This window comes from Mesorhizobium sp. ES1-4 (assembly GCF_020164745.1).
Lineage (GTDB): Bacteria > Pseudomonadota > Alphaproteobacteria > Rhizobiales > Rhizobiaceae > Mesorhizobium.
This window is the reverse complement of record NZ_JAIUGV010000007.1, coordinates 138510-161244: the sequence shown is the minus strand read 5'-3', so window position 1 is coordinate 161244 and position 22735 is coordinate 138510. Positions and strand designations below refer to the sequence as shown.

Below are 22735 nucleotides of genomic sequence, written 5' to 3'. Positions count from 1 at the left end.
GACTTCAGCCTCCGAATGCCAGTTTCAGCAGGGCGAAGAGCGAAGCGACGCCGACCGCTATGGTGAAGAATGTATTGAGGGCGATCAGCGCCAGCTTCATGCCTTCGGCATGCACATAGTCCTCGATGATCACCTGCATGCCGATCCGCATATGGTAGAGCGGCGAGATGAGCACCAGGGCCATCACCAGCGCCACGAACGGGTTGGCGAGCGCCGCGCGCACATGCATGTAGCCGGCGCCGTTGAGCGCGATGAGAAAGCCGACGAAGAACAGCGTCAGCGGGATGTTGGCGATTGCCGTCAGCCGCTGGCGCCAGAAATGCCCGGTGCCTTCGCGGGCCGAGCCCAGGCCGCGCACCCTGGCCAGCGGGGTGCGCATGTCGGTGTTCTTCGCACTCATCACAAAGCTCCCCGCGCCATGTAGCCCGCGATCCAGATCAGCAAGGTGAGCGGAATCGAGCCGGCAAGCGTCGCCCAGGCGATCTTCGAGGCCGTATGCTTTTCAAGGCCGGCGCCGGTATCCCAGATCAGATGCCGGACGCCGCCCAGCATGTGATGCATCAGCGCCCAGGTGTAGCCGAACAGGATGAGCCGCCCGAGCCATGTGCTGAAAGCCCAGTTCACGAGATCGAAAGCACCCTGTGAACTTGCTGCCGCCATCAGCCAGACGGCGACCAGCAGCGTCCCGAAATAAAGCGCGCCCCCGGTGATGCGATGGATGATCGACATCGTCATGGTGATCGGCGGCCGGTAGACCGTCAGATGCGGCGAAAGCGGCCGTTCGCGTCTGGCTCGGGTGGCTGGTGATTTGCTCATGGCTCCCCCAGTTCGGCGTCTCCTGCCTCGGGTGGAAATGCGGCATTGCCGCCTCCGGTTGCGACTTCGGACAGCCGGTTTCTAATGCTCTTTTTGCACCGCGTCAAAGCCAGAAAACCGTTTTGAAAACGTAATTTAGTCTGACTAAAAGGCCGCACGCGGCTTCAATCGATTAGCGGCCGAACACCCGAAGCCGGCTCGATGTCGCTGCAGTGCAGCATGTCTGGCCCAGGCGCTGCCGTGCCAGAATCGGCATCAGCGGGTGCAGGTCTGCGGCGTCGAGCCCTTCTTCATCACCAGCGCCTCGCGCCCGTCGATCACGATCGCGTCATGCGTCACCGCCTGATAGCGGCTGCTCTGGTTGGCCGGCGAAGCCGCGAAGTCCTCGGTCACGCCTTCCTGCCCCACGACGCGCAGCGACGTGCCGAGATTCTGGATGGTGATCGCGGCGCCATTGCCGCATCTGTAGGTGGCCGTGCCCGTGGTGGCGCGCGGCGCCGTGAGGTCCGTGATGATCTTGGTCGCCGGTGGCGCGGACTGTTGCTGGGCAGGGGCGGCAGGCGACACCACGGGTGCCACCGTGTTTGCTGGCTTGGGCGCGCCGTCCTGCGGCACACAGGCAGCGGCCGCGACAAGCAGCGGAACAACGAACGACACCCGAATCGTTCGGCCAAATATCATACGCTGCCCCCTCATGCCGGGGCACGCTAGCCACGCGACGCGCCAAGATCAAGTTCACCCCCGACGGGCCCCGCCAAACGGCCGCGGATATCGTCGGGGGCTCGAGCGCGGCGGCAAAAATTAACCATGTTCATTAAGAACCAGCCACGCAGCCGCTCCTCCCCTTAACAAAGGTTAAGAAAAGGTTAATTTCCGATTCGGATCAGATCGGGCGCGATCTCTCTCGCGCCGACGAAGGAGAGCGACATGCGTTCCAAACCAGTGCGGGCCAAATCAGTGCGTTCCGAATCAGTGCGGGCCAAATCAGCGCGGACAAGCCTCGCGGTCGTTACGCTGGCAGCACTTGTGGTTGCGGTGGCCGCGCCGGCCGAGGCCGGCTTGCGCCATCATGACCGCGTCTATGCCGATTCGTTCGGCAATCTCGTCATCGACAGCGCCGCCGGCTACAAGCGCATCATCGTCGGCGAAGGCAAGCTGGCCAGGCAACTGTCCGACTACACCAGCGCCGGCCAGCCCAAGGTGATCTACCAGAACGAATCAGACGACATTTCGGGCGACGGCGGCTGCTATCGCCCGCCCGTGTTCGTCAAGGGCCGCTCCTATATGTATGGCCTTTCCGACGGCGAGATGCCGGAACTCAGCCCCTGCCGCTGATACGGGCCTGGCCGATTTTTGCCACGGCCCGCCCATCGGCTGGCCCGCTGGAGACACGCACGCAGTCGCGCCCCGCGTTCTTTGCCAGGTAGAGCGCTTCATCCGCACGCCGCATCAGGTCGGAGAAACCCTCCCCCATGTGAAGCTCGGCGATGCCGAAGCTCGACGAGCAGCGGCTGTCGGCCGGCAGCCCGCTGATGGGCAATGCACCGAATGCGTTGCGGGTGCCTTCCGCGAACAGCCGGGCGGCTGCAAGATTGGCGCCTGTCAGGATAACGGCGAACTCCTCGCCACCGATGCGGCCGACCACGTGATGATCCTCCGCCGCCTCTCGCAGCAGGCCGGCGAACACCTCGATCACCCGGTCGCCGGAAGCATGGCCGAAGCTGTCGTTGACGGCCTTGAAATGATCGAGATCGGCAATGACCATCGCCACCGGCATGGCCAGGCGCGTGGCGTCGTGCACGGCCAGTTCCGCGTGACGCGTGAAGCCGCCACGGTTGAGCAGACCCGACAGCGTGTCCACCTCCGACTTCGACGTCACCTCGGCGAGCACGTCGCGGACCAGGATGGCCAGAATGAGCAGCGCCAGCGCCAGCCCGAAGACAGTGCCGAGCGACTGCGACACCAGCGCATAGCTGCTTTGCAGATAGGCCTGCGGATTGGCGCCCCAGCCGCCGAGCGCATGCGCGATAAAGGGTTTTGAGGCAAACTGCAGGCCGCTGGCCGCCAGCACCGCCATCAGGATCAGATCGAGCCGGCCACGGCTTTGTCTCGACGACCAGACGATGCCAAGGCCGACGAACTGCATCGCGGCGTAGGGAAGCTGGTAGGCCATCATGCGGGTGAGCGACTGGCGTGGCAGATCCTGCACGAAATAGACGATGATGGTGGTTGCGGCCAGGAAGAACAGCATCGGCGTCCATGGCGGCGCCACGCCATATTTGCGGGCAAGCCCGCCATTGAAGGCAATGGTGGCGCCAAGGAAGACGGCGAAGGCGGCGACCACCGCAAGCCGCGCGTCGCTGACGGCTGGGATGCTGAATTCGATGGCAAAATAGGCCATGCCCAGGACATAGCCTGCCGCCAGCCAGCGCGCCGGGAGGCGGCCGGCATCGTGGAACGAGACCGCCATGAAGGATGCCGCCAGCAGGCCGGCGACCGACAGGTTGATCAACAGGATGAAATTGGCGCCGGTCATGGATTCTCGAACCCCCGCCGGAAGCTAAGCATCGACCGGCGAAAAAGACGTTAACGCCGGACATTGACGCCTGCTGTCAAACAGCCCCCAGCGGCTCCGGCACGAACGTCGTCTCCGGTCGCTCGTAGGAGAGGCGCACGCTGTCGCGGCCGTTTTTCTTGGCCTTGTAAAGCGCCTCGTCGGCCCGGCGCATCAAGGGTTCCAGCCCCTCCTCGCCGCTGCGCGCCGCCACGCCGAAGCTGGCGGTGACCTTCGTGCCGGCGGGAAGCCCGTCGACGCCGCCGGCCGAATAGAGTGTGCGCACTGCCTCGGCGAATAGCCGCGCGGCGGCGAGATCGGTCAGCGGCAGCAGCACGGCGAATTCCTCGCCGCCGATGCGTCCGGCGGCACCCCGTGCTCCTGTCGCCGAGCGCAGCTTGGCTGCGAAGTCCGCGATCACCCGGTCGCCGGCCGCATGACCGTGCACGTCGTTGAGGGCCTTGAAATGATCGAGGTCGGCCAAAACCATCGCCACCGGGAATTTGGCCATGGTGCAATGCTGCAGCAGCATGGCCGCGCGATCCTCGAAACCTCGGCGGTTCAGCAGCCCTGAAAGCGGGTCGGTATATGTTTCCGCCTTCAGTGCCTTCATCACGTCGAGTGCGGCGGCGGTGAAGAGGCAGAGCGCGATCAGCAGCGACAGCAGCGCGTGCGACAACAGCGCCGTCGTCCAGTAGGACGAGCCGTAAAAGCCGTCATAGCCGACGAAAGGCCCGTGCGCGATGACGACCGCCAGCGTGCGTACGAAAAAATTGACGCTGCAAAGCAGCGACAGCACGAACAGGATCATCTCCGTCGGGCCGTTGTTGCGCACCGGGCGCAGTTCGGCGGCGACGAGCAGGCTGACGCCGCCGAAACCGAAATTCATCGCCAGGATGCGCCAGGTCAGATCCGGCGTGACGAACAGGAACCACGCGAATGCCGCCAGGCCGCCGCCCGCCAGCACGGCGATCGCCACGCCGGGCACTTTCCTGCCGTAGCGCGCGATGATGGCGCCGGACAGGCAGCAGGCGGCGATGGTGAAGCAGATGTTCGACACCAGCTTGGTCGGCGCCACGCCGATGGGCAAGGTGAAATACTGGAACAGGAAACCGGGCGCCGAGGCGCAGTAGCTGAGCGCCAGCACCGCCAGATAGGGCCGATGGCGCTGATGGAACCACAGGACGAGGAACGCCGCGCCAAGCGCCAGCGCGATCGTCGGATTGAGCAGCGCTATCAACAGGCCAGTGTCCAAAGGACCGTGATTTCCCTTCGTTTGACGTCGGGGAAGACCATAGAGGGCAACACCAAACAAGCCGTTAAGCCTGGGTGTTGGCGCGATATGTCGGCGGAGGAACCGGGTGCCCTCGCCAGCGTTCCTGAACTCACGATCTAGGAGCAGGCCATGGCCGACACGATCACTTTGACCGACCACGAGGCAATCCGGGACTGGGCTGCCGGGCGCGCGGGCTTTCCGGCAATCGTCGATATATCTCCCGAGGCTGGGACTCAGCCCATGCTGAGGCTGGTCTTCGGCCAGCATGCCTACCAGGACCAGGACCAGCCGGAGCGGCCCATCAATGCCGGTGGCTATGAGCTCGTTGAATGGGACGAGTGGTTCAAAGTCTTCGAAGAGCAGCAGTTGGCGCTTGTGGTTGCACCCGACGAGCCCGGGCGCCGGGACGAATTCCACGAACTCATCCGGCGCGACGGCAAGGCTTGACCCGAGCAACTTGGCTCGGATCAAGCCGAGCCTGGCTCATTTCCAGTCGCGGATGTCGACGAAGTGGCCGGCGATCGCCGCCGCCGCCGCCATCGCCGGCGACACCAGATGGGTGCGGCCCTTAAAACCCTGGCGGCCTTCGAAATTGCGGTTCGAGGTCGAGGCGCAGCGTTCATGCGGCTTCAGCCGGTCGTCGTTCATGGCCAGGCACATTGAGCAGCCCGGCTCGCGCCAGTCGAAACCGGCGGCGAGGAAGATCTTGTCGAGGCCCTCGGCTTCCGCCTGTTCCTTCACCAGGCCGGAGCCTGGCACGATCATGGCATCGACATGCGGGCTGACGGTCTTGCCCTCGACCACCTTGGCGACGGCGCGCAGGTCCTCGATGCGGCCATTGGTGCAGGAGCCGATGAAGACACGGTCGAGCGCGATATCGGTGATCTTCGTTCCCGGCGTCAGGCCCATATAGTCGAGCGCGCGCTGCTTGGAAGTGCGCTTGTTCTCGTCGGTGATGTCTTCCGGGTTCGGCACGATGCCTTGCACGGAGACGACGTCCTCGGGCGAGGAGCCCCAGGAGACGATCGGCGGCAGCTTGGCCGCGTCGAGCACGATCACCTTGTCGAAATGTGCCCCTTCGTCGCTCTGCAGCGTCTTCCAGTATTCGAGCGCCGCGTCCCAGGCAGCGCCCTTGGGCGCGCGCGGCTTGTCCTTGACATAGGCGAAGGTGGTCTCGTCCGCCGCGATCAGGCCGGCGCGCGCGCCACCCTCGATCGACATGTTGCAGATCGTCATGCGGCCTTCCATCGACAGCGCACGGATCGCCTCGCCGGCATACTCGATGACATAGCCGGTGCCGCCGGCGGTGCCGATCTCGCCGATGATGGCGAGGATGATGTCCTTGGCGGTGACGCCCTCCGGGAGCACGCCGTCGACGCGCACCAGCATGTTCTTGGCCTTGCGCTGGATCAGCGTTTGCGTGGCCAGTACATGCTCGACCTCGGACGTGCCGATGCCGTGCGCCAGCGCGCCGAAAGCGCCATGCGTCGACGTGTGGCTGTCGCCGCAGACGATGGTCATGCCCGGCAGCGTAAAGCCCTGCTCGGGACCGATGATGTGGACGATGCCCTGGCGGATGTCGTTCTCGGAATAATATTCGACGCCGAAATCCCTGGCGTTCTTGGCCAGCGCCTCGACCTGGATGCGGCTTTCCTCGTTCTTGATGCCGAACTTGCGCTCGGGCGAGGTCGAGACATTGTGATCGACCACGGCCAGCGTCTTTTCCGGATGCCGGACTTTCCGGCCGCTCATGCGCAGGCCTTCGAAGGCTTGCGGGCTGGTCACCTCATGGACGAGGTGGCGGTCGATATAGAGCAGGCAGGTGCCGTCGTCCTGGCGGTCGACGACATGGTCGTCGAAAATCTTGTCGTAGAGGGTGCGCGGTGCGCTCATGTGCGTAAATCCGTCGATATGAGGATGGGAAGAAGCTGATGCCGCAAGCCTGCGGCCGGCCGTCGGCGATCAGCGAAGTCGGCTGGTCAGGGCTCCGGACACGCGCGAAGAAAAGCGCGACGGCAGGCGTTTTCTGTCCTGCAGCACGAATCCCTTGTAAGCCGGATCGCCAAAAAGCTCTTCCATGGCCGGGTAGATAGCAATGTTTTGGGTTTTCGGCAATTGCGGCGTGTCGCGAGCGCTTCTTCCTTCTCCCCTTGTGGGAGAAGGTGTCACCGAAGGCGACGGATGAGGGGTGTTCCAGCTTGGCAAGGATGGCGATCCTTCACGCACCCCTCAACCGTCTCGGCGCTAACGCGCCGATCCACCTTCTCCCAAAGGGGAGAAGGAAGAAGGCGCCGCTCAAACCACCTCGAACACAAAAGTCTTCACCAGCGCATCAGGCTCGGCGATGGCATAGCAGCGGAACCACGGGCTCTGTTCGACCGCCCGCCACTTCCCTGCCCGCTCCAGCGCCTCGAACACGGCCTGGAAGCCACCGCTCTCGAACACCTGGTCGCGCACGGTGAAGATGGCGTGGCCGCCTTTCCCGGTGATGCGCACCAGTTCGTGCAGGCTTGAGGCCGGCGCGTGGCTGATGGTGAACACGCCGGTGGAGAAGAAGGCGCGGAAATGTCCGTCCGGCCAGGGCAGCGGTCCACCCAGCATCGCCTTTTTCAATTCGCTGTAGGCATCGCGGCTGCCGGCGATCTTGAGCATGTCGTCCGACAGGTCCAGCCCGGCAATGTCGGCGTAGCCGAGCGCCTTCAGCGAAGGTCCCGACAGACCGGTGCCGCAACCGGCGTCGAGCAGTGGCCCCGCGCCCGCCGGCACATGGCGCGCCACCCAGGCGGTGATCAGGAACGGCAGCAGGTAACCGAGCGAAGCGGTTTCGCTGTCATAGGTCGCGGCCCATGCGGCATAGGCCTGCGCCAGCGTTTCGGGCGTGTCGGCACCATAGACGGAATCCAGCGCCGCATTGGCCTTGTCGATGTTCATGGGCATGCTCCTCCTCCGGTAGGCACCTCGGCGTCGTGCCGTCTTCGCCGAAAAACTATTCCTCGTGCTGGCGGCGCAAATGGCGCTCCAGCGCCCTCAGCGCCAGCGACAGGCCGACAGTGAGGATGAGATAGATATAGGCTGTTATCGAATAGGTCTCGAAGAAGCGGAATGAGCCGGCGGCATAAACCTTGCCCATCTGGGTGATGTCGGCGACGCCGAGTACCGAGACCAGCGAGGAATCCTTGACCAGGGCGACGAAATCGTTGCCGAGCGGCGGCAGGATGGTGCGGATCGCCTGCGGGAACACGATCAGCCGGAAGCGCTGCGCGCGGCTCAGCCCCAAAGCCTTCGCCGCCTCGATCTGGCCCTTCTCGACCGACTGGATGCCGGCGCGGAAAACCTCCGAGATGAAGGCCGAATAGCCGATGGTCAGCGCCATGATGGCGCGCCACAGCAACGACACGTCGCGCACCAGCAGTTCGCCGAGAATGCCGGCGCCTTGCAGCGGCGCGGTCAGCGCGTTCCAGGCCGCGACGAACGCCGGCGCGCCGGCAAAGGCGATCCAGAACAACAGCACCAGGATCGGCACGCCGCGGATGATCTCGACATAGAAGCGGGCGATCTGCCGCAACCAGGCCGAACCCGACAGGCCCATGAGCGCGATGCCGAGACCGATTGCCGATGCCAGGGCGAAGGCGACCACGGTGACGAAGACGGTGATGCCGACACCCTTTACGACCGTGGCGAAGACCTGGGCATAGAGATCGCTGGTCGCGATGAAAAGGGCGGCGGCCAGCGCAAGGATGCCGGCAACGGCCAGCCACCAGGGAAATTCGGGTTTGTCGGAGGAGGGCGGCGCCATCAGGAGAGGTCGGCGCCGCAGGAATCGCGAGAGGGACGCGCCAGGGTATTCAACCGCACAGTCGGCGCGAATTCCCGCGCGTCCCCGCCCACGCCAAAACGGCTCACTGCCCCATCTTGTAGTCAAGGAACCACTTCTTGTTGAGCGCATCCAGCGTGCCGTCGGCCTTGAGTGCCGCGATCGCCGCGTTGACCGGCTTCACCAGATCCGAGCCCTTGGGGAAGATGAAGCCGAAATCCTCGGTGCCGAGCGGGCCGCCGATCAGCTTCAGCTTGCCCTCCGAAGCGTCGACATAGCCCTTGCCGGCGGTGCCGTCGGTCAGCACGACATCGACGTCGCCAGACTTCAGCGCCTGCACCGTGGCCCCAAACGTCTCGAACAGTTTGATGCGCGGGTTCTGCTCATTGCCGTCGAGCACGCTGTAGACGGCGGTGTAGAACGGTGTGGTGCCGGCCTGTGCACCGATCAGTCCGTCCTTGAAAGCGCCGAAGGTCTTGGCGTCGGTGAAGCGGCTTTCATCGCCGCGCACCAGCATGAACTGTTCCGAGCGCATATACGGGTCGGAGAAATCCACCTTCTCCTTGCGGTCGTCCTTGATGGTGATGCCGGTCATGCCGATGTTGTATTGGTTGTCGGAAACCGCCTGGATCATCGCGTCCCAGGAGGTGCTCTGGTACTCGACCTTGAAATTGAGCCGCTTGGCGATCTCGTTCATCGCGTCATATTCCCAGCCGATCTGCTTGCCGGTCTTGGCATCGATGAACTGCAGCGGCGGATAGGCGTTCTCCGTCACCACCACGACTATCCTGCCGCCGAGATCGGGCAGCGCCTGCGCGAAGGCGGCGACGGGCGCCAGGACGAGGGCCAGCAGGCCGGCCAGCAGCAGTTTCGATTTGGTCATGACACACTCCCTAAACTGAAAGCGCCCGGACATGGGCCGGGCTTACAGGAAATCCGGCGCCGACTTTAGCTTTCCACAAGCGCCTTGCAAGACGGGTCCGCCGCGACGTTGCGCATCAACGTGGATTCGAGTGCTTCCGGGATACGATTTCGAGGACAGTCCGTGCCGCGATCAGTTTTTCGTCGGTCGTGGCCAAACGAAAAAAGGCGGCCGGAGCCGCCTTTTCCAAAATCATTGCCGAAATCTTATTCGGCGGGGGTCGCCTCGGCGGCAGCCTTGGCTGCTGCTTCGGCCTCCGCGGCTGCCTTCTTCTCGGCGGCTTCCTTGGCGGCCGTCTCGGCGGCCAGCGCCTGGGCGGCGGCGACCTTCTCGGCCTCGATGCGGGCCTTCTCGGCGTTCAGCGCGTCGCGCTCCTCATCATTGAGCTTGCGGGCGCGCACGCCGGTGTTTTCCGAGATACGGGCCGACTTGCCGCGACGGTCGCGCAGGTAATAGAGCTTGGCGCGGCGCACCTTGCCGCGGCGCACGATCTCGACGCCTTCGACCATCGGCGAGTAGACCGGGAACACGCGCTCGACGCCTTCGCCGTAGGAGATCTTGCGGACGGTGAAATTTTCCTGGAAGCCGGAACCGGCGCGGGCGATGACGACGCCCTCATAGGCCTGGACGCGGGTGCGGGTGCCTTCGGTCACGCGGACCTGGACGCGCACGGTGTCGCCGGGCTGGAATTCGGGGAGCTTGCGCTTGGCTTCGATCTTGGCGGCCTGTTCGGCCTCGAGCTGACGGATGAGATCCATCTGAAAATCCACTTCTTGTTCTTCCGACAGTCAGAGCGCCCTACGCTCGCCTTGCAGTTCTTTTCGACCGCTCGGCTATGTCCTTTGCCTCCAAGACATTTGTCTCGACATCGGACAGGGGCGACTACACCGTCATTGTTGACGGGTCCGGAAGATTGTTCTTGCCGGTACGGGCGGGCACATACAGCTATTTCGGCGCTTTGTCACGCCTTGCCCACGCATTTTTTACCGGCATGGCCCCAGCATGGCACCATCTTAATCCCGCCGTGCCGGGTTGCGTCGGTCCGGCAAGCTTTCTAAGCCGGACATAGCACACTTCTCAAGGGCGGCCTTCCATGTCTGTCTTCGACGCCATCCTGCTCTTCCTGGCCGGCTTTCTGTCAGGCGCCGCCAACGCGGTCGCCGGCGGCGGCACCTTCATCACCTTCGGCGCCATGACATTGGTCGGCGTGCCGCCGATCGTCGCCAACGCCACCTCGTCGGTGACGCAGTTTCCAGGCTACATCACCTCGACGCTCGCTTACTGGGCCGACATCAGGCATTTCTGGCGCGGCGCGCTGCTGCTTTGCCTGATCTCGGCGGTCGGCGCGCTGGCCGGCGCGCTGATCCTGCTGGCGCTCGACAATCCGTCCTTTCGCGCGCTGGTGCCGTGGCTGCTTCTGGGCGCGACGGCGCTGTTTGCCGCCGGGCCCTGGCTGAAGCCGGCGCCGAAACCCGGGCATGAAGCGGCCGTGGGCTCGTTCGCCGGTTCGCTGGCGCAATTCGCCACCGCCATCTATGGCGGCTTTTTCGGCGCCGGCATGGGCGTGATGATGCTGGCGACGCTCGGCCTGACCCAAGCCGGCGACTACCACCGGCTGAACGCGTTGAAGAACATGCTGGCCGTGGTCATCGCGGCGGTCGCCATCGTCGTCTTCGTGTCGGGCGGTGTCGTCGCCTGGCCGCAGGCGATCGTCATGATCCCGGGCGGTGCGCTCGGCGGCTATGCCGGCGTGTGGATCGCCAAGCGCGTGCCGCAGAACGTCGTGCGCGGCTTCGTCATCGCCGTCGGCCTGTTTCTGGCGTTCTACTATTTCGGCAAGGGCTGAGCGCCCAGAAGATCGGGCCGCCTCTCCCTGGTCAATCTCTCCGATTGGTCCCGCCGCCAAGCCGCGATCTTCTTATGATTGCCGGAGATCAGAACCTCGGGAATCTCCCGGCCCTCGAACTCCTGCGGCCGCGTGTAATGCGGATGTTCGAGCAGGCCGTTCTCAAAACTTTCTTCCTCGCCCGAGACGGCATTGCCCATCACGCCGGGCAGCAGCCGCACCACCGCGTCGAGCAGCACGAGGGCGGCTGGCTCGCCACCCGACAGGATGAAATCGCCGACCGAGACTTCCTCCAGCCCACGCGCGTCGATCACCCGCTGGTCGACGCCTTCGAAGCGGCCACACAGGATGACGGCACCCGGTCCGGCGGCCAGTTCGCGCACGCGCGCCTGCGTCAGCGGCTTGCCGCGCGGGCTCATCAAGAGCCGCGGCCGCAAATCCCCTTCCGGCGAGGCGTGATCGATCGCCCTGGCCAGCACGTCGGCGCGCATCACCATGCCGGCGCCGCCGCCGGCCGGCGTGTCGTCGACGGTGCGGTGGCGGTCGGTGGCGAAGTCGCGGATCTGGATCGCATCAAGCGACCATGCGCCCGCCTCCAGCGCCCGCCCGGCCAGCGACAGTCCGAGCGCGCCCGGAAACATCTCGGGATAGAGCGTCAGCACGGACGCGGCAAAACTCACCGGTTGCCCCCGGCGTCACGCGGTCCGCGCGGCCGGCCCTTGGGGTCGAAATCGTCTTCGCGCGGCGCCTCGCCATCCTCGTCCTCGACCAGCCCCGCCGCCACCGGGTCGACGCGGACGAAGCCCTCGGCGATCGAGACGGCAGGCACGGCGGCCTGCGTGAACGGGATCAGCACGCCCTTGCGCCCGGCGAGCGTCACGTCGAGGATGTCGCCGCCGCCGAAATTATGCACCGCGACGACCTTGCCGATCGCCGCACCGGTGTCGTCGCGGATTTCCAGCCCGATCAGGTCGGCATGGTAGAATTCGTCCTCCTCGCCGTCATCGGGCAGCATCGAGCGGTCGACGAACAGCTCCGTGCCGGCCAGCGCTTCGGCCGCGTTGCGGTCGCTGACGCCCTTGAAGCGCACCACGACGACGGTGTTGGCGGGCCTTATGTCGGTGATCTGGAAGGCACGGCCGTCCCTGGCGTAGAGCGGCCCATAGTCGGCCAGCGCCATCGGGTCGCCGGTGAAGGTTTTCACCCTGAGCTCGCCCTTGATGCCGTGGGCGGCGCCGATCACGGCCATCTGGACGGGGTTTTGGGGCTTGCTCATCGGGCGCTTTTACCTTCGTCATCCACGGGCGGAGCAGGCGCGGAGCGGCTGCGCAGACCCGAGGATCCATTCCGTTACGGTGACTAAAAAGCACGGCAATTCAGAAAAGGCTCACCGGTCTCGTTCCAGCCAATCTCCTAGCCCTGCCGGGCCAGCATTTCAATGACGGCCTCTTCACCGCTTCCTAACCCGGCTGCCGGAAAATGACGGCGAACCGGAACAGACCCCATGCAGGAATTCCTCATACCGGCAAAACCCGACCTCCAGGCGGCACGTGAAAGCTGGCTGAAGATGCTGGCGCGCGAACGCCGGCTGTCGCCGCACACAGTCGAGGCCTACGAGCGCGATTCACGCCAGTTCCTGCATTTCCTCACCGGCCATATCGGCGGACCGCCCGGTATTTCCGACATTGCAAATCTGCGCCCCGCCGATTTGCGCGGCTTCCTCGCCGCCCGACGCAATACCGGCGCCGGCGCCCGCACGCTCGGCCGCGGCCTTGCCGGCATCCGCTCGCTGCTGCGGTTCCTCGAACGGCGCGGCCTGGCCAATGCCGCCGGGGCCGCGGCCTTGCGCGCGCCGCGCCAGCCCAAGTCCCTGCCGAAACCATTGACGGCGAGCGACGCAAAGCACGTGGTCTCCGTCGAGGGTCAGTTGGCCGAGGAACCCTGGATCGCCGCCCGCGACGCCGCCGTGCTGACGCTGCTCTACGGCTCGGGCCTGCGCATTTCGGAAGCGCTTGGCCTTGTCGGCGCCGATCTGGCGTCGGAAGCCGACACCGTGCTGCGCGTCACCGGCAAGGGCGGCAAGACGCGGCTGGTGCCGGTGCTGCCGGTAGCGCTCAGGGCGCTCGCCGAATACCGCCGGCTGTGTCCCTACCATCTCGATCCGAAGGAGCTGCTGTTTCGCGGCGCGCGTGGCGGCCCGCTAAACCCGGCCATCATCCAGCGCGGCATGGCAAAAATGCGCTCGGCGCTCAACCTGCCCGACACCGCGACGCCGCACGCCTTGCGCCATTCCTTCGCCACCCATCTGCTCGGCCGAGGCGGCGATTTGCGCACCATCCAGGAATTGCTCGGCCACGCCAGCCTGTCGACGACGCAGATCTACACCGGCGTCGACACCGCGAGGCTGCTCGAAATCTACGAATCGGCCCATCCAAGGGCATAAGCGCCCGGTGGCCCGCACCGGATGGGGCCTAAACGTTCGCGATTAGTTGAAACCTTCCCAACTTCGTCATCCTGGGGCGAAGCAGGAGCGGAGCGACGCAGCGCAGACCCTGGGATCCATGCCGTTACCTTAGCCGAGGAGTGCAGCGGAGCAGAATTCTGCACCGCAGCAGCGCTCGTGTGTCGCGGCATGGATCCTCGGGTCTGCGCCGCGTCGCTGCGCTCCTTGCTCCGCCCGTGGATGACGAAGGAGACGGACGTTTTCGTTGATCACTGGAGAACGACGCTCATCAACGTGAGCACAGGGCGATGGCCGGTCAGGACAATTTCGTAACGCCGATTAACGGTTTTGCCGCTTTTTCGTCCTAGCAATGGGATCATGAAACGCGTCATCGCCATCGCCGACCGTGCAGCTTCCGTCTCGCTGAAACTGCTTGTCGCGCTCAACGTGCTGTTTTTCCTGTCCTTCCTTGCCGTCCTGCTGTTCGCGGCCGGCAGGGCACATGCTGAAATCCCGGGCTGCAGCGGCGCCGACATGCTGTCGGCCTTGCAGAAGGGCAACCCTGCCACCTACGACAGGATCGAGGCCGAGGCGGCTGCCACGCTCAATGGCAAGGGCTTGTTGTGGAAGCTCGAAAAACCAGGCGAACAGCCATCCTACCTGTTCGGCACAATGCACATGACCGATCCGCGCGTGACCACGCTGCCGGCGTATGCACAGAACGCCTTTGATGCCGCCGGCACCCTCATCATCGAGACCACCGACGTACTCGACAAGCAGAAGATGATGGCGGCGATGCTGAAGGAGCCGGACCTGATGATGTTCACCGACTCCACGACGCTGTCGTCATTGCTGTCGCCCGACGACGCGGCGGCCATGAACGCCGCGCTGGACGCGCGCGGCATTCCGCCGGCCACGGTCGCCAAGATGAAGCCGTGGATGCTCTCGGCCATGATGGCGCTGCCGGCTTGCGAGCTCGCCCGCCAGTCCAGCGGTGCGCCTGTGCTCGACGTCAAGCTGGCGGAGAGCGCCAAGGCGGCCGGCAAGCCGGTGGAAGGATTGGAAACAGCCGAGAGCCAGCTGCGCGCCATGGCTTCGCTGCCGCTCGCCTTTCACATGAAGGGCCTGGTCGACACGCTGAAGCTGGGCGACAAGGTCAACGACATCAACGAAACCATGATCGTGCTCTACCAGCGTGGCGACACCGGCATGTTCTGGCCGTTGTTCCGCGCCGCCATGCCCGACGAGCAGAACGACCCCACGGGCTACGCCGCCTTCGAGGAAACCATGATCACCAGCCGCAACAAGGTGATGGTCGATCATGCCGGGCCGATCCTGGCCAAGGGCAACGCCTTCATGGCGGTCGGCGCGCTGCACCTCCCCGGTCCCGAGGGACTGGTCGAGGATTTCCGCAAAGCCGGCTATACTGTCACCGCCGTCAATTGAGTCGGATGGCGGCTGGCGATCTGACCGTCGTAATTTCGGCGCGTCCTTCCGCTAGCGTGAAACCTGTTCAACGATAGCGCGTTGATGTCTGTTGATTGATAATTTTCATCCACGGAGGACACTTTCATGGCGAACACACCAAACGACACTCCCAGGCCAAGCGGCGGCGGCGGCAGCCCTTGGCTGATTGCGCTGGTCGTCGTTATCCTGGCGATTGTTGCGTATTACGTCTTCGGAAGAAGCGGCGAGCACCCGGCACCCGCCGAGCCGCCAGCGGCCAGCACACCGGCCCCGGCGCCCGCACCGGCAGAACCGATGAAGCCCGCTGAACCGGCACCAGCGCCGGCACCGGCACCGGCCCCGGCCCCGGCGCCCGCACCAGCCCCGGCGCCCGCTCCGGCTCCTGCTCCGGCGCCCGCTCCTGCTCCGGCACCAGCCCAGTAAGCGGTTAGGTATCAACTGCGAACGGCCCGCCGAAAGGCGGGCCGTTTTGTTTTGGGCGACCTTCTATGGATCGACTAAATGTGGATCGGCTTGAAGAACGTGGCCAGCGCCGCTTCCTTCACCGCTTCCGACATCGTCGGATGCGCGTGGCAGGTGCGGGCGAGGTCTTCCGAGGAGCCGCCGAACTCCATCAGCACCGCCGCCTCGTGGATCATCTCGCCGGCGCCGAAGCCGACGATATGAACGCCGAGCACCCGGTCGCTCTGCTTGTCGGCCAGGATCTTGACGAACCCGTCGGTATGCAGCATGGCGCGCGCGCGGCCGTTGGCGGTAAAGGGGAACTTGCCGACCTTGTAGTCGATGCCGGCCTTCTTCAATTCTTCCTCGGTCTTGCCGACCGAGGCGATCTCCGGACTGGTGTAGACGACGCTCGGAATGACGTCATAGTTCACATGGCCGGCCTGGCCGGCGATGGTCTCGGCCACCGCCACGCCCTCATCCTCGGCCTTGTGCGCCAGCATCGGCCCGGCGATGACATCGCCGATCGCGTAGATGCCGGGGACATTGGTCCTGAGATGCCCGTCGGTCTTGACCCGGCCGCGCTCGTCGGCCTCGACGCCGGCTTCCTTCAGCCCGAGGCTGTCTGAAAAGGCACGGCGCCCCGTCGAGATCAGCACGGCATCGGCCTCTATGGTCTCGGCCGCGCCGCCCTTGACCGGCTCGAAGGTTACGGTCGCGCCCTTCTTGGCCTTGGCGACGCCGGTGACCTTGGCGCCGAGCTTGAACTCGAAGCCCTGCTTGGAGAGCAGCCGCTGGAACTGTTTCGACACCTCGCCGTCCATGCCGCCCAGAATGGTGTCGAGGAACTCGACCACGGTGACCTTGGCGCCGAGCCGTGCCCAGACCGAGCCGAGCTCGAGCCCGATGACGCCGCCGCCGACCACCACCAGATGGCCGGGAACCTTCTCGAGCGACAGCGCCCCCGTCGACGACACGATCATCTTCTCGTCGAAATCGACCTTGACGCCGGGAATGCCGGCGACATCCGACCCGGTGGCGATGACGATGTTCTTCGTCTCGATCTCCTCGATCTTGCCGTCCTCGCCAGTTACCGACACCTTGCCGGCCGCGATCACCTTGCCGGTGCCGCGGAAGCTATCGATCTTGTTCTTCTTGAACAGGAAGGCGACGCCATTGACGTTGGCCGACACCGTCGTGTCCTTGTGCGCCATCATCTTCTTCAGGTTCAGCTTGGGAGCCGGGATTTCGACGCCCAGTGTATCGAAGGAATGGCCGGCCTCCGCGAACATCTCGGAGGCATGAAGCAGCGCCTTGGACGGGATGCAGCCGATGTTGAGGCAGGTGCCGCCAAAGGTCGCGTTCTTCTCGACCACCGCGACCTTCAGCCCGAGCTGCGCCGCCTTGATGGCGCAGACATAGCCGCCCGGTCCCGATCCGATGATAACGACGTCATAAGCCATCTATGTTTTCCCTTTGCTTGGCGCTCAGCGGCCGCCGCTGACGTTCAGGATCGCGCCCGTTATATAGGAAGCCTCATCCGACAGAAGGTAGAGAACCGCGCTCGCGACTTCCTCGGCCGTGCCCGCCCGCTTCATCGGCAGCATGTCCTGCATCCGCGCCACGCGATCGGGCTGGCCGCCGGAGGCATGGATTTCGGTGTCGGTGATGCCGGGGCTGACCGCGTTGACCCGGATGCCCTCCAGCGCCACCTCGCGCGCCAGGCCGATGGTCATGGTGTCGATCGCGCCCTTGGAGGCGGCGTAGTCGACATATTCGCCGGGCGAACCGAGCCTGGCGGCGGCCGACGAGATGTTGACGATCGATCCGCCTGAACCGCCGTAACGGGTCGACATGCGCTTGACCGCCTCACGGGCGCAGAGGATGGAACCGACGACATTGATACGCATCATCCGCTCGAGCCGTGCCGCGCTCATCTCGTCGACACGCGCCTTGGCGTCGACGATGCCGGCATTGTTGACGAAGGCATCGAGCCTTCCATAGGCTCGGTCCACCGCCTCGAACATGGCCATGATATCGGCCTCGCTGCCGACATCGCCCTTGACGGCAAGAGCCTCGCCGGCGGCGGCCTCGATTTCGGCGACCAGCGCGTCGGCGGCAGCCTTGTTCGAGGCATAGTTCACCACGACGCGATAGCCGGCCTTCGATCCGAGCCGGCAGATCGCCGCTCCAATGCCGCGGCTGCCGCCGGTGACCAGCAAAACCTTCCCGCTCATTCCTGGCATCCCTTCAAGACGAACACATCCGACGGCACCTTCGAAAACCCGCTGCCGCCATGGGCCTGCCATTGCCTGAGCACCGGACCGAGATCGGGCAGGATCAGCGTCTTCGGCGCCTCGACGCGCTCGGCCGGCAAAAGCCCGACATCGCCCTTGTCGTCGGACGTATAGATGACGCCGTTCCACAGCGTGCAGGCGGCAAGCTCGGCGCCGGTGACATCGCCTTCCGGGCATTTGTACATCAGCGAGCCATTCGGCCGCGCTATGTCCTGAGTCCACATGACGATGCCGTTGAGCACCACATTGTTGTCGAGGATCAAGCGAAACGTATTGGTGACGGTGGCGGACGTGCCGGTCGGGGTAAAATCTATCTCGGCGCCGCTCGTCTCGGCGCCGCTCCGGGCGTCGCCATAGACGGCGAGTTCGATCGGGCAGGCGGCATGGGCATTTGCAGCAGCCGCGAGAATGCCGGCCACCAGCACGAGCCCAAGCAAACGGGCCATCACTGGCCACCCATGCCGCAACCCGTCATCCGACGGCCTTAGAGATCCAGCACCAGCCGCTCAGGATCCTCCAGGCTTTCCTTGACGCGCACCAGGAAGGTCACGGCTTCCTTGCCGTCGACGATGCGGTGATCGTAGCTGAGCGCCAGGTACATCATCGGCCGGATCACGATCTGGCCCCCGACCACGACCGGCCGGTCCTGGATCTTGTGCATGCCGAGAATGCCCGACTGCGGCGCGTTGAGAATCGGCGTCGACATCAGCGACCCGTAGACGCCGCCATTGGAGATGGTGAACGTGCCGCCCTGCATGTCGGCGACCGACAGCTTGCCGTCGCGCGCGGCGATGCCCAGGCGGCCGATATCCTTCTCGATCTCGGCGATCGACATCTGATCCGCATCGCGCACGACTGGAACCACGAGACCCTTTTCGGTGCCGACCGCGACGCCGATATGGGCGTAGTTCTTGAAGATGATGTCGGTGCCGTCGATCTCGGCGTTGACCGAAGGAATTTCCTTCAGCGCGTGCGTGACCGCCTTGGTGAAAAAGCCCATGAAGCCGAGCTTCACGCCGTGCTTCTTCTCGAACACGTCCTTGTACTTGGTCCTGAGCGCCATCACCGCCGACATGTCGACCTCGTTGAAGGTGGTCAGCATGGCGGCGGTCGACTGCGCTTCCTTGAGCCGGCGCGCGATGGTCTGGCGCAGCTTGGTCATGCGCACGCGCTCCTCGCGGGCCGCGTCGTCGCCCGAGGACGGCGCGCGGGCAGCGACTGGCGCCGCCGGAGCGGGCGCCGCCTTCGGTGTCTCCGCCGGCTGCGACGGCGCACCCTTGGAGATGGCATCGAGCACATCGCCCTTCAGCACCTGGCCGCGCTTGCCCGAGCCGGAAAGCTGGTCGACCGACAGATTGTTCTCGGCGATCAGCTTGGCAGCCGCCGGCGCCGGCGGCATGGTGCGCGGCTCGACCTGGCCGGCATCGCCGGCGATCTTGGCGGTCTCGGCGGCCGCTTGCTTGGTGGTCTGCGCGGCGTCGGGGCTGGACGCCTGCGCCACGGCCTGCCGCTTGGCCGCGGCGGCGGCGCCACCAGCCGAAATCGAGCCCAGCAAGGCGCCGACTTCGACCGTCTCGCCTTCCTTGGCGGTGATTTCGCCCAGCGTGCCGGCGGCGGCCGCCGGAACCTCGACCGTCACCTTGTCGGTTTCGAGCTCGACCAGCGGCTCGTCGACGGCAATGGCATCACCGACCTTCTTGAACCACTTGCCGATGGTCGCCTCGGTGACGGATTCGCCGAGAGTGGGGACGCGGATTTCGGTAGCCATTGTGCCTGTCCGTTGTTCCTGAGTTCTATTCGCCGAGCGCGTCTTCGAGCAAGGCGGCGAGCTGGGCAAGGTGCTTCGACATCAATCCGGTCGCCGGCGACGCGGCGGCCGGGCGGCCTGTGTAGCGCACCCGCTGATGCTTGGCGTCGATATGCGCCAGCACCCATTCCAGATATGGATCGATGAACGACCAGGCGCCCATGTTCTTGGGCTCCTCCTGGCACCACACCATCTCGGCGTTGCGGAAGCGTGACAGCTCGGTGATCAGCGCCTTGGCCGGGAACGGATAGAGCTGTTCGACGCGCAGCAGGTAGATGTCGTTGATGCCGCGCTTCTCGCGCTCCTCGTAGAGGTCGTAATAGACTTTGCCCGAGCACAGCACGACGCGGCGGATCTTGGAATCCTTGGTCAGCTTGATGGCCTGGTCGGGCAACAGCTGGGCGTCGTCCCACAGCAGCCGGTGGAACGAGCTTTCGCCCGAGATTTCCGGCAGCGTCGAGACCGCCCGCTTGTGGCGCAGCAGCGATTTCGGCGTCATCAGGATCAGCGGTTTGCGGAAGTCGCGTTTCAACTGCCGGCGCAGGATGTGGAAGTAGTTAGCCGGCGTCGTGCAGTTGGCGACCTGCATGTTGTCTTCGGCGCAAAGCTGCAGGAAGCGCTCCAGCCTGGCGGAAGAATGTTCCGGGCCCTGGCCTTCATAGCCATGCGGCAGCAGGCAGACCAGGCCCGACATTCTGAGCCACTTGCGCTCGCCCGACGAGATGAACTGGTCGAACACAACCTGGGCGCCGTTGGCGAAGTCGCCGAACTGCGCCTCCCACAGCGTCAGCGCCTTCGGTTCGGCAAGGCTGTAGCCATACTCGAAGCCCAGCACCGCCTCTTCCGACAGCATTGAGTTGATGACTTCGTAGCCGGCTTGCGCCGCCGACAGATTGTTGAGCGGGATGTAGCGGGTCTCGTCACGCTGGTCGTAAAGCACGGAATGGCGCTGCGAGAAGGTGCCGCGCTCGGAATCCTGGCCCGAAAGCCGGATCGGATTGCCGTCGAGCAGGATCGCGCCGAAGGCCAGCGCTTCGGCCGTCGACCAGTCGATGCCTTCGCCCGACTCGATCGCCTGACGCCGGTTCTCGAGGAAGCGGATGATCGTCTTGTGCGCCTCGAAATCCTTCGGCACCTCGGTCAGCTTCTTGCCGATTTCCTTCAGCGTCTTGACCGGCACGGCCGTCTTGCCGCGCCGCTGTTCGTCCTGGTTGTCGGCCGTGCGCAGGCCGGACCATGCGCCGTCCAGCCAGTCGGCCTTGTTGGGCTTGTAGTGCTGGCCAACTTCCCATTCGGCTTCCAGATGCGCGCGCCAGTCGGCTTTCATCTTGTCGAATTCGGCCTGGCTTATGTGGCCTTCGGCGATCAGGCGGTCGGCATAGATCTGCACCGTCGTCTTGTGGGTGCGGATGTTGCGGTACATGAGCGGCTGCGTGAAGGCCGGCTCGTCACCCTCATTGTGGCCGAAGCGGCGGTAGCAGAACATGTCCACGACCACCGGCTTGTGGAACTTCATGCGGAACTCGATCGCCACCTTGGTGGCGTGCACCACGGCTTCGGGGTCGTCGCCATTGACGTGGAAGATCGGTGCCTCGATCATCTTGGCAACGTCGGACGGATAAGGCGACGAGCGCGAGAAGCGCGGATTGGTGGTGAAGCCGATCTGGTTGTTGATGATGAAATGCAGCGTGCCGGCGACGCGGTGGCCGCGCAGGCCAGACAGGCCGAGGATTTCGGCGATCACGCCCTGGCCGGCGAAGGCGGCGTCGCCGTGCAGCAAGAGCGGCAGCACCTTGGCCCGCTCTTCCAGAGGAACGATCTCCTCGCGGCCGCGGCCGAACAGGTAATCCTGCTTGGCGCGCGCCTTGCCCATCACCACGGGATCGACGATTTCCAGATGCGAGGGGTTGGCGGTCAGGGACAGGTGCACCTTGTTGCCGTCGAACTCACGGTCCGACGAGGCGCCGAGATGGTACTTCACGTCGCCCGAGCCCTCGACCTCGTCGGGAGCCGCCGAGCCGCCCTTGAACTCGTGGAAGATGGCGCGGTGCGGCTTGGCCATCACCTGGGACAGCACGTTGAGCCGGCCGCGATGGGCCATGCCGAGCACGATCTCCTTCATGCCGAGCTGGCCGCCGCGCTTGACGATCTGCTCCAGCGCCGGGATCAGCGATTCGCCGCCGTCGAGGCCGAAGCGCTTGGTGCCCTTGTACTTGACGTCGATGAACTGCTCGAAGCCTTCCGCCTCGACCAGCTTCTGCAGGATCGCCTTCTTGCCGGTGGCGGTGAAGGAAATCTCCTTGTCCGCGCCTTCGATACGCGCCTGGAGCCAGGCCTTCTCCTCGGGATCGGAAATATGCATGAACTCGACACCGAGCGTCGAGCAATAGGTGCGGGTGAGAATCTCCAGCATCTGCCGGATGCTGCCGAATTCGAGCCCGAGCACATTGTCGAGGAAGATCGGCCGGTCGTAGTCGGCTTCGGTGAAGCCGTAATTCTCCGGCGACAGTTCGTTGTAGTCTTCGAGCTTGGCGATGCCGAGCGGATCGAGATTGGCGTGCAGATGGCCACGCATGCGGAAGGCGCGGATCATCATGATGGCGCGCACCGAATCGCGCGTCGCCTGGTGCACATCGGCATCGGACAGCACGACACCGTTGGTGACGGCCTTGTCCTTGACCTTCTTTTCCAGGTGCTTTTCGACGATGCCCCAATTGCCGTCGAGCGCCGAGACCAGTTCGCCATTCGCCTGCAGCGGCCAGGAAGGCTTGGCCCACGAAGCGCCCTTGGCGTTCCTGCGCACATCGCCGGCATCGTCCTTCAGCCCGGCGAAGAACTCCTGCCACTCGGGATTGACCGAGGCGGGATCGTCTTCATAGGCGGCATAGAGCGCGTCGATGTAGTCGGCATTGCCGCCATAGAGGAATGAGGTGAGCGAGAACTGGTCGTTGGCCTGATCTTGTCTTGCCATGTCGTTTCAGCGGAGCCCGGCTCCGTCTCCTTTTGAGGGAACAGTGAGTGGTCGGTAGTGAGTAGAAAATGGAACTTTCGA

At 64.7% G+C, this 22735-nt stretch carries 23 protein-coding genes; 5 read left to right on the top strand and 18 right to left on the bottom strand.

Features of this window, described 5'->3' with window-relative positions; all coding sequences use genetic code 11:
• Window positions 1–4 precede the first annotated feature (4 nt).
• From sdhD to LB556_RS15345, 3 genes are all read right to left on the bottom strand, one after another.
• The gene (sdhD, locus tag LB556_RS15355) at window positions 5–400 is read right to left on the bottom strand and encodes a succinate dehydrogenase, hydrophobic membrane anchor protein (protein WP_224568416.1); all 396 of its coding nucleotides are present in this window, start codon (window positions 398–400) and stop codon (window positions 5–7) included.
• Entirely contained in the window at window positions 400–816 is a 417-nt protein-coding gene (gene sdhC / locus LB556_RS15350) for a succinate dehydrogenase, cytochrome b556 subunit (protein WP_224568414.1), read from the bottom strand. The genes sdhD and sdhC overlap by 1 nt, the downstream gene beginning before the upstream one ends.
• 255 nt (window positions 817–1071) lie before the next feature.
• Entirely contained in the window at window positions 1072–1497 is a 426-nt protein-coding gene (locus LB556_RS15345; protein WP_224568412.1) for a hypothetical protein, read from the bottom strand.
• Window positions 1498–1743: 246 nt separating this feature from the next.
• Between LB556_RS15345 and LB556_RS15340 the strand changes: the two genes are divergently transcribed.
• Complete coding sequence (locus tag LB556_RS15340) at window positions 1744–2151, top strand: hypothetical protein (RefSeq protein ID WP_263485283.1); 408 nt, start codon at window positions 1744–1746, stop codon at window positions 2149–2151.
• Here LB556_RS15340 and LB556_RS15335 read toward each other — a convergent pair.
• On the bottom strand, window positions 2135–3352 hold the full coding sequence (locus LB556_RS15335; protein ID WP_224568410.1) for a sensor domain-containing diguanylate cyclase: 1218 nt from the start codon (window positions 3350–3352) through the stop codon (window positions 2135–2137). The two genes, LB556_RS15340 and LB556_RS15335, sit on opposite strands and share 17 nt — an antisense overlap.
• Window positions 3353–3428: 76 nt before the next feature.
• Window positions 3429–4625 carry a sensor domain-containing diguanylate cyclase gene (locus tag LB556_RS15330; RefSeq protein ID WP_224568408.1) on the bottom strand — a complete coding sequence of 399 codons (1197 nt, stop codon included), beginning with the start codon at window positions 4623–4625 and terminating at the stop codon, window positions 3429–3431.
• Window positions 4626–4775: 150 nt separating this feature from the next.
• Between LB556_RS15330 and LB556_RS15325 the strand changes: the two genes are divergently transcribed.
• Entirely contained in the window at window positions 4776–5093 is a 318-nt protein-coding gene (locus tag LB556_RS15325) for a hypothetical protein (protein ID WP_224568406.1), read from the top strand.
• 36 nt (window positions 5094–5129) lie between these two features.
• Here the strand turns inward: LB556_RS15325 and leuC are convergent, their stop codons facing one another.
• The 6 genes from leuC to rplS form a co-directional block, all read right to left on the bottom strand.
• Window positions 5130–6539, bottom strand: coding sequence for a 3-isopropylmalate dehydratase large subunit (gene leuC / locus LB556_RS15320; RefSeq protein ID WP_224568404.1), 1410 nt, complete (start codon window positions 6537–6539; stop codon window positions 5130–5132).
• Window positions 6540–6608: 69 nt separating this feature from the next.
• Complete coding sequence (locus LB556_RS15315) at window positions 6609–6851, bottom strand: hypothetical protein (RefSeq protein ID WP_224568727.1); 243 nt, start codon at window positions 6849–6851, stop codon at window positions 6609–6611.
• Window positions 6852–6941: 90 nt separating this feature from the next.
• Entirely contained in the window at window positions 6942–7577 is a 636-nt protein-coding gene (locus LB556_RS15310; protein WP_224568402.1) for a class I SAM-dependent DNA methyltransferase, read from the bottom strand.
• A 55-nt stretch (window positions 7578–7632) separates the two neighbouring features.
• The gene (locus LB556_RS15305; RefSeq protein WP_224568400.1) at window positions 7633–8442 is read right to left on the bottom strand and encodes an amino acid ABC transporter permease; all 810 of its coding nucleotides are present in this window, start codon (window positions 8440–8442) and stop codon (window positions 7633–7635) included.
• A gap of 103 nt (window positions 8443–8545) precedes the next feature.
• The gene (locus tag LB556_RS15300; protein ID WP_224568398.1) at window positions 8546–9343 is read right to left on the bottom strand and encodes a transporter substrate-binding domain-containing protein; all 798 of its coding nucleotides are present in this window, start codon (window positions 9341–9343) and stop codon (window positions 8546–8548) included.
• Window positions 9344–9588: 245 nt separating this feature from the next.
• The gene (rplS, locus tag LB556_RS15295; protein ID WP_013892267.1) at window positions 9589–10140 is read right to left on the bottom strand and encodes a 50S ribosomal protein L19; all 552 of its coding nucleotides are present in this window, start codon (window positions 10138–10140) and stop codon (window positions 9589–9591) included.
• A 335-nt stretch (window positions 10141–10475) separates the two neighbouring features.
• Between rplS and LB556_RS15290 the strand changes: the two genes are divergently transcribed.
• The gene (locus tag LB556_RS15290) at window positions 10476–11228 is read left to right on the top strand and encodes a sulfite exporter TauE/SafE family protein (RefSeq protein WP_224568397.1); all 753 of its coding nucleotides are present in this window, start codon (window positions 10476–10478) and stop codon (window positions 11226–11228) included.
• Here the strand turns inward: LB556_RS15290 and trmD are convergent.
• On the bottom strand, window positions 11210–11908 hold the full coding sequence (gene trmD, locus LB556_RS15285) for a tRNA (guanosine(37)-N1)-methyltransferase TrmD (protein WP_224568395.1): 699 nt from the start codon (window positions 11906–11908) through the stop codon (window positions 11210–11212). The genes LB556_RS15290 and trmD overlap by 19 nt on opposite strands.
• On the bottom strand, window positions 11905–12504 hold the full coding sequence (rimM, locus tag LB556_RS15280) for a ribosome maturation factor RimM (RefSeq protein WP_224568393.1): 600 nt from the start codon (window positions 12502–12504) through the stop codon (window positions 11905–11907). The genes trmD and rimM overlap by 4 nt, the downstream gene beginning before the upstream one ends.
• A gap of 228 nt (window positions 12505–12732) precedes the next feature.
• Between rimM and LB556_RS15275 the strand changes: the two genes are divergently transcribed.
• Together LB556_RS15275 and LB556_RS15270 are read left to right on the top strand one after the other, a co-directional pair.
• Window positions 12733–13671 (top strand): tyrosine recombinase XerC, encoded by a 939-nt coding sequence (locus LB556_RS15275; protein WP_224568391.1) that lies wholly within the window; start codon window positions 12733–12735, stop codon window positions 13669–13671.
• A gap of 378 nt (window positions 13672–14049) precedes the next feature.
• Window positions 14050–15117 carry a TraB/GumN family protein gene (locus LB556_RS15270; RefSeq protein WP_224568389.1) on the top strand — a complete coding sequence of 356 codons (1068 nt, stop codon included), beginning with the start codon at window positions 14050–14052 and terminating at the stop codon, window positions 15115–15117.
• 518 nt (window positions 15118–15635) lie between these two features.
• Here the strand turns inward: LB556_RS15270 and lpdA are convergent.
• From lpdA to LB556_RS15245, 5 genes are read right to left on the bottom strand one after another with little or no spacing between them, the layout of a single operon-like run.
• Window positions 15636–17042 carry a dihydrolipoyl dehydrogenase gene (gene lpdA, locus LB556_RS15265; RefSeq protein ID WP_224568387.1) on the bottom strand — a complete coding sequence of 469 codons (1407 nt, stop codon included), beginning with the start codon at window positions 17040–17042 and terminating at the stop codon, window positions 15636–15638.
• A 24-nt stretch (window positions 17043–17066) separates the two neighbouring features.
• Window positions 17067–17816 (bottom strand): SDR family oxidoreductase, encoded by a 750-nt coding sequence (locus LB556_RS15260; protein WP_224568385.1) that lies wholly within the window; start codon window positions 17814–17816, stop codon window positions 17067–17069.
• On the bottom strand, window positions 17813–18322 hold the full coding sequence (locus LB556_RS15255) for a hypothetical protein (RefSeq protein WP_224568382.1): 510 nt from the start codon (window positions 18320–18322) through the stop codon (window positions 17813–17815). Before LB556_RS15255 ends, LB556_RS15260 begins: the two co-directional genes overlap by 4 nt.
• Window positions 18323–18360: 38 nt before the next feature.
• Entirely contained in the window at window positions 18361–19644 is a 1284-nt protein-coding gene (gene odhB, locus LB556_RS15250; protein ID WP_224568380.1) for a 2-oxoglutarate dehydrogenase complex dihydrolipoyllysine-residue succinyltransferase, read from the bottom strand.
• Window positions 19645–19669: 25 nt separating this feature from the next.
• Complete coding sequence (locus LB556_RS15245) at window positions 19670–22654, bottom strand: 2-oxoglutarate dehydrogenase E1 component (protein ID WP_224568378.1); 2985 nt, start codon at window positions 22652–22654, stop codon at window positions 19670–19672.
• Window positions 22655–22735 lie beyond the last annotated feature (81 nt).